The organism is Nocardiopsis sp. NPDC055824, assembly GCF_053616335.1.
Genome location: NZ_JBSHDN010000274.1, coordinates 1 through 7,007 on the forward strand (window position 1 = coordinate 1; position 7,007 = coordinate 7,007).

The 7,007-nt window shown below is 74.9% G+C and carries 4 protein-coding genes; all 4 read right to left on the minus strand.

Annotated features, from left to right (window positions below; genetic code table 11):
• Positions 1 to 54: 54 nt before the first annotated feature.
• The 4 genes from ACWGL3_RS29895 to fabI all read right to left on the minus strand — a co-directional run bounded on the left by ACWGL3_RS29895 (position 55) and on the right by fabI (position 6,814).
• Complete coding sequence (locus ACWGL3_RS29895) at positions 55 to 2,592, minus strand: GTPase (protein ID WP_452462066.1); 2,538 nt, start codon at positions 2,590 to 2,592, stop codon at positions 55 to 57.
• Entirely contained in the window at positions 2,589 to 4,487 is a 1,899-nt protein-coding gene (locus ACWGL3_RS29900; protein ID WP_267948562.1) for a dynamin family protein, read from the minus strand. The genes ACWGL3_RS29895 and ACWGL3_RS29900 overlap by 4 nt, the downstream gene beginning before the upstream one ends.
• 72 nt (positions 4,488 to 4,559) lie before the next feature.
• Positions 4,560 to 5,840 carry a uroporphyrinogen-III C-methyltransferase gene (gene cobA, locus ACWGL3_RS29905; RefSeq protein WP_267948561.1) on the minus strand — a complete coding sequence of 427 codons (1,281 nt, stop codon included), beginning with the start codon at positions 5,838 to 5,840 and terminating at the stop codon, positions 4,560 to 4,562.
• A 200-nt stretch (positions 5,841 to 6,040) separates the two neighbouring features.
• The gene (gene fabI / locus ACWGL3_RS29910; RefSeq protein ID WP_267948560.1) at positions 6,041 to 6,814 is read right to left on the minus strand and encodes an enoyl-ACP reductase FabI; all 774 of its coding nucleotides are present in this window, start codon (positions 6,812 to 6,814) and stop codon (positions 6,041 to 6,043) included.
• Between the last annotated feature and the right edge of the window lie 193 nt (positions 6,815 to 7,007).

Here is a 7,007-nt window from a genome sequence, read left to right on the forward strand (position 1 = left end):
GGTCCGGCGGACGGACGCGGTCGCGCACCGACCGCGCCGTCGCCGGCCGTCCGCTCAGGTCCCGGTCGCCGCCACGGCCACCTCGTAGGCGGAGCGGAACGCCCTGTACCTCGCCAGCTCGGCCTCCATCGGCTCCACGACCCGCAGCGCGGTGATCTCCCGGACCCGGCCCAGGGCCTTGCGCTCCACGTCCTCGCGGCGCTGGACCGCCGCCACCTCGACGAGGTTGCCGCAGCCCACCCCGGTCAGCCAGCCGACCAGCAGCGCCGCGACCACCAGCGCGCCCGAGTAGGCGGCGAAGACCGGGTCGTCGAACATCGCCAGGCCGGTGATGCCGCCGCCGAGCCGGCTGAGCACGGAGACGACCGTCCAGGCCAGACCGATGCCGACCGCCGTGAGCAGGGCGAACTGCGCGGTGCGGGCGAGCTTCCACCACCCGGGGCTCAGCTCCGGGTCGCCGACGGCCGCCGAGACGGCCTCCCCCAGCTCGGCCGGGAGCTCGGGCACCGCGCTGCGCGCGGCGGTGCGCATCCGGCGCCGCCAGGGCGCCGGCATGCCCTCGGAGACGGTGTCGGCCGCCTCCCCGAGGACGGTCTCCAACTCGGCCACGTGCGCGTCGACGGGGCCCCGGACGCCGTTCTCGCTGTCGCGGCGCAGGAAGTCGAGCTGCACGGCGGCCAGGGGGTCCTTGCGGAGCCTGGCCGCGCGGCGTGCCACGGGCCAACCGACCTTGCGCTTGCCGCGCCTGACGTCGTTGGTCTCGGTGACGTCGGCGACGGCGGTCACCCCCGCGGCGCCGGCCAGCCCCTCCTGGATCCGGGTCCGCACGTCGGCGGGGACCGTCTCGGGGACGTCCCCCTCGCCGTGGAAGTCGGCGAAGGGCTCGACGACCTGGTCGAGGTCGGCGACCAGGCGGTCCACCAGCGCACGGCGCTCGCGCACCGTCTCCGCGAGGAACTCGCGCACGTCGCGGATGCCCTGGCCGGTGAGCGTGGACGTGGTGATGACGCGCGGGTACACGCCGGACTCCGACTCCAGCAGGCGGCGCAGGTCGGTGAGCAGCTCCTCCAGCTCGTCGGGCTCCACCTTGTCCACCTGGTTGAGGACGGCGACGGTGACCGCCCCGTGGCCGGCCATCCTGGCCAGGTAGCGGTGGTGGACGGCGGCGTCGGCGTACTTCTGCGGGTCCAGGACCCACACCAGCAGGTCGACCGAGCCGATCAGCCGGTCGGCCTCGGCGGTGTGCATGCTGCGCACGGAGTCGTGGTCGGGCAGGTCGAGCAGGACCAGTCCGGTCAGCTCGGAGTTGCCGGCGTCCAGGACGCTGGAGCGCGAGTGCCGGTAGCGGTTGGGGACGCCCAGCCAGCTCAGTAGGGCGTCGGCCCCCTCGTGCCCCCACACGCAGGCGTGCGCCTTGGAGGTGGTGGGCCGGGTGACCCCGGTCTGCGAGAGTTCGAGTCCGCACAGGGCGTTGAACAGGGAGGACTTGCCGCTGCCGGTGCCGCCGGCGAGCGCGACGACGGTGTGCTCGGCGGACAGCCTCAGCCGGGCTCCGGCGTGGTCGAGCAGCTGGGCGGCCCGGGCGGTGATCTCCTGGGGCAGGTCGCCCTGGCCCAGCTCGGTCAGCGTGGACAGGGCGTCCAGGCGCTCGATGAGCTCGGCCCTGCTCGTCGACGGGGTGGTCTCCCACTCGTCGTGGGTGGTGGGGCGGTACTCCTCCTCGTCCTCCTCCCCGGCACCGCCGTCCGCCGGCTCGGACGCGGTGTCGGGGCCGATCGCGCGGAAGGCGCCGGAGACCGCCGAGGGCCCGGGGACGCGGCGCGGCAGCGGTTCGGGCTCCTCCGGCGCCGGTGCGCCGGACACGTCCGCGGAGGGCGTGCCGCCGTCCGCCGCGGCGCCGTCCTCCAGGTCGGCGGGCGTCCCGGCGCCGGGGGGCTCCTGCGGCTCCGCGCCGCGGCGGGCGCGGGCGGGTTCGCCGGTCCCGCCGCCGGAGCCCGCGCGCTGTCCCACGATCGGGAAGGCGCCGGTGGTGCGCCCGGCGATACGGGTGTCGTCGGCGGCCTCGGCGAGGCTCCCCACCCACCCGGCGAGCCCGTCGGGGTCCTCCGGGGTGATGTCGTCCGGTTCGGCGGCGGGCGCCTCCCCCGCCGGCCGGGCGCTCCTGGCGGACCGGGGGGGACCGTCCCCCCCGGGCGCGGCGGAGTGCCTGGCGTGCCGCCCCGAGCGCCGCGGAGGCGCCTCCTGGGGGCCTGGCCCGGCCTGGGCCCCGCCTCCCTCGTCCGGCGCGCTCCCGGCGCGCTCGGGGGCCTCCCTCGGCGCGGCGGCGCCGGACGGGTCCGGGTAGCCGGTGATGCCGTCGTAGGAGGGTTCCTCCGTGCCGTCCTCCGAGGGGTCGGCGTGCTCGGGGTGCTCGGGAACGGGCATGGTGTACCCGCGCCACGGCCCGCCTCCGGACCGCACCGGTTCGTCCTGCGGGGCGTGCCCGCGGGCGCCGGGGCCGGGGTGCCCGCTCTCGCGGTCCTCGGCCTCGGCGCGGCCGTCGGCCGCGCCGTAGTCCCCTTGCGCCTGCGCGGGGTTCCACTGAGTCGTCATCGTGCTATCTCAAGGTTGTACGTGGCCTGATAGAGCTGGACGGCGCTGTCCTCGGACGGGATCCCGGCCGACGCGAGCGCGCTGTCGAAGGGCACTCGCTCGCGATCGAGCAGCCCGAGGACGCGCCTGCGCAGGTTGTCCCGTGCGGTTTCGCCAATGCTTCGCAGTGACTGGGCGCCGAACAGCCCCTTGAGCAGGCGCTGCGGAGAGGGGCCGGAGGTGTCGGCCGCGTGTGCGCCGCCTCCGGATCGGGACCGCTCGTAGCCGAGCAGGTCGATGATCAGGACCAGGGCGACGATGTCGCGGTCGAAGGTGACGAACCGGGCCACGGAGCGCTTGGTGGCACCGCTGACCGTGGTCATCTCGGCCACGTCGTCCTGCCACTCGGCGATCTCCTGGCGGATCTGCTGTGACAGCAGGCCGGTGCCGGGCTGGTCCAGGGCCTTGCCCGCGAGGTCCCCGCCGCCGGGCACCTCGCGCCACTTCTGTTCGATCTCGTCGGAGGCGTGCTCGCAGGCGGAGACCACCACGGCCTCCAGCGCGTCGCGGAGCGCGCGCTCCAGGGCGCTCACCCGCTGGCCGCGCTCGGCCTGCTCGGCGCGGCCGCTCCGGCGGGTGCGCCTGCCGCGCATGCGCAGGCTCTTGGCCAGCTCGCCGCTCGCGGCGACCTCCTGCCAGCGGGCGAGCAGCGACCCGCGCAGGAGGGACCCGTCGACCAGGCTCGTGTCCACACGGCGGTGGGCGCCCGCGTAGGCGTCGTCCACCACCGTGGAGAGCGTGCGCCCGGTCTCGATCTGGGCCTCCACCTGGCGCGCGAGTTCGGGCACGCGCGTGCGGAAGCTGTCGATGACGCCGATGAACGTGCGCCGGGAGACCCGGTCCCGCTGCTCGGCCTCCCCCGCCACCTCCGCGAGGTAGTCGCGGATGTGGTCGGCGACGTTGGCGGTGAAGCGCTCCCCCTTGACCTGGTCGGTCTCGGGGATCGCGAACCTGGCGGCGTTGCCCAGCCCGTTGGCCTCCAGCATCGCCCCGAAGTGGTCGAGGAGCCGGCGGCGGCCGCGGCGCGGCACCCGGGAGAGCACGACTGCCAGCGAGGTGTCGCGGTCGCGCGCCACCTGGAGGAACTCCCACACACGGGCGTCCGCGTAGCGGGTGCTCGTGGTGACGAACACCCACAGGTCCGCGGCGTCCAGGAACTTGGCGGCGAACTCGTGGTGGGCGGCGACGGCGGAGTCGACGTCGGGGGTGTCCAGCAGGGCCACCCCCGGGGGCATGGCCTCGGTGGCGGCGAGCACCAGCATGCCGTCCTTGCCCGGCATCGCCAGGCCCTGCTGGCGCACACGCGGCAGGGACGGGATGAACGAGGCCTCGCTGAACCAGTCGACGTCGGCGGGGTTGCAGGCCAGGACCGGGCTGTTGGTGGTCGGGCGGCGCACGCCGGTGGTGGTGACCTGTTCGCCGACGAGGCTGTTGACCAGGGTCGACTTGCCCGCACCGGTGGATCCCGCGACCGCGATCAGCAGGGGGATGTCGGGGCGGCGGACCCGGGGCAGGACGTAGTCGGACAGCTGGGCGAGGACGTCGGCCTGGAGGGTGCGGCCCTCCTCGGCGTTGGGCAGCCCCTCGGCGAACTCCAGGTCGCGGATCTGCTTGCGCAGCTCTTCCAGGACCTGGTCGAAACGGTTGTCGTCGGGTGCGGGGGCCCGGTGCTTGGCCGGGCCCGCGGCAACGGGGACCGTGGGGCCTCTGCGTGCCTCGGCGATGCCCTGGGGGTCCGCCCCGGGCACGGCCGCGGAACCCTCGGCGGTCTGGTCTGAGGTGGCGGCCGGTCCGGTTCCGAACCGGTCCGAGGCACCGTCACCCGTGGTGTCCGGTGCGGCCGACGGCCGGGTCATGATCGGTATGCCCTCCTCATCGGTAGTGGCGGTCCCCCACCGGGCGGGCGACGAACGCCGTCGGCGAGGGCCTCACTGGGGATCGCGCCCGGTCGCCAGCCGATGGGACTCGAGCTGGGTTCCCGTGTGCAGTATGTCAAGATCCCGCGCTGTTTTGACCACTTCTCCGATGATCACCACCGCGGGCGGCCGCACTTCGGCCGAACGGGCCGCGGCGGCGATGGTGGCCAGCGTACCCGTCACCGTTCGCTGCCCCGGCAGCGTGGCCTCCTGTACGACGGCGACGGGCGTGTCGGCGGGGCGGCCGTGGGCGACGAGGGCCTCGGCGATCGCCCGGATGCGCTCGACCCCCATGAGGACGATGACGGTGCCGCCCGCCGCGGCCAGGCCCTTCCAGTCGACCGTCGACCGGCTGTCGCCCGGGGCGACGTGCGCGGAGACGATGTGCACGTCCTGCGCGACACCGCGGTGGGTGGCGGGGATCCCGGCGCTCGCGGGGGCGGCCAGGGCGCTGGTGACCCCGGGGACGGCGATGACGGGGATCCCGGCCGCCGCGCAGGCGGCGGCCTCCTCGCCTCCCCGTCCGAACAGGAAGGAGTCGCCGCCCTTGAGCCGGACCACGAACTTCCCCTGCGCGGCACGGGTGACCAGGACCTCGTTGATCTCCTCCTGGGTCATGGACCGGCCGTAGGGGATCTTGGCGGCGTCGACGATCTCCACGTCGGCCGGCAGCCGGTCCAGGAGGGAGGTCGGGGCGAGCCGGTCGACGACCACGACGTCGGCCTGGGAGAGCAGCTGCCGGCCCCGGACCGTGATCAGGCCGGGGTCGCCGGGCCCCCCTCCGACCAGCGCGACGCCGCGCAGGGGCTCGCGTCCGCGCCGGGCGTCGAGGGTGCCGTCGGCGAGGCCCTCCGTGATCGCGTCGCGCAGCCCGGCCGACCTGCGGGGGTCCCCCGAGGCGACGACGCCGACGGTGATGCCGTTCACGGTGCCGCTGGCGGGGGTCCAGGCCGAGGACTCGTGGCGGTCGTCGGCGCGCACGCACCACACCCGGGCGTCCTCCGCCTCCTCCGCGACGGCGGCGTTGACCGCCGGGTCGTCCGTGGCGGCGTGGACGAGCCAGTACGCGGGCGCGTCCGGGCCGGCGACGTCGCCCGGGGCGTAGGCCCTGCGGAGCCAGGTGAGGCGTCCGGCGGCGGCCAGGTCCTCCAGCGCCGCGGACACCTCGGGCGCCACCATGGTCACCCGGGCGCCCGCCTCGACCAGCACGGGGATCCGGCGCTGGGCGACTCTGCCGCCGCCGACGACGAGCACGTCACGGCCTCGTATGCGCAAACCAAGGAGATAGGTCACGGATCGCGCCCCTTCGGTCGTCCTTACCGGCCCCCGGCGACGACGGCGGGGTGCTGGCGGGAAGCTGCGCCAGCCGCCGGCGATGTGCGGCGATTGCTCCGGCTCACCTTGTCAAAGCGGTATTACGCATTGGTAAACCCTCGCGCTCCGGGGGTGTGAGCCGCCACGCACCGCGCGGTGCGCCCCGCGCCGTCCGGTGCTCAGGCGAGGGGCGCGCCCATGGCGTGGTAGCCGCCGTCGACGTGCATGACCGTCCCCGTGATGGCCCGCGCGGCCGGGGACATGAGGAACAGTGCGGGACCGGCGACCACGGAGGCGTCCTTGGTGTCCCAGCCCAGCGGGGCGTTGTCGCCCCAGGAGTCGGCGATCTGGGAGAACCCGGGGATGGAGCCCCCGGCCAGGGACTTGATCGGACCCGCCGAGATGGCGTTGACCCGGATGCCGTCGCCGCCGAGGTCGCGGGCCAGGTACTTCGTGCTGTTCTCCAGGACGGCCTTGGCGGAGCCCATCCAGTCGTAGACGGGCCAGGCGACGCTCGCGTCGAAGGTCAGGGAGACCACCCCGGAGCCGTCGGGGGCGGCCGCCATCAGCTCGCGGAACCCGACGGCGAGGGCCTTGAGCGAGAACCCGGAGACGTGGACCGCGGTGGCGACGTCCTCCCAGGCGGTGTTGAGGAAGTTGCCGCCCAGCGCGGACTCGGGAGCGTAGGCGATGGCGTGCAGGACGCCGTCCACGTGGTCCCAGTGCTCGGCCACGGCCTTCGCGGTGGCGCTGATCTGCTCGGGGTCGGTGACGTCCATGGGAAGGATGTCGACGGGCTCGGCGGGCAGCCGCTTGGCGACCCGTTCCAGGATCGACAGGGGCCGCCCCGGCGGGTTGGTGAGGATCACCGAGTGCCCCTGGCGCATGGCCTCCTCCGTGATCGCGTACGCGATGGAGGACTGGGTGGTGATTCCGGTGATGAGCAAGTTCACGACGTCTCCCTGGCTGGATGTACTCGCTGCCAGTGGAAACGTATCGGCGGCGGGGCCCCGCGTCGCCTGTGGACCGGCACAAGAAATCCGCGGAGACTTTGAAGCCGTGCGCCGCCTCGGCCTCCTCCGGGCCGCTCCGGCCTCCCCGGGAGGCACCGCCGGCGTCGCGGAGCGGCGGCGCGCGCTCCGGGGA

What these genes read in the sequence shown, in the direction of transcription:
- ACWGL3_RS29895 (WP_452462066.1), bottom strand. Translation starts at nt 2,592, where the DNA reads ATGACGACTCAGTGGAACCCCGCGCAGGCGCAAGGGGACTACGGCGCG.
- ACWGL3_RS29900 (WP_267948562.1), bottom strand. Translation starts at nt 4,487, where the DNA reads ATGACCCGGCCGTCGGCCGCACCGGACACCACGGGTGACGGTGCCTCG.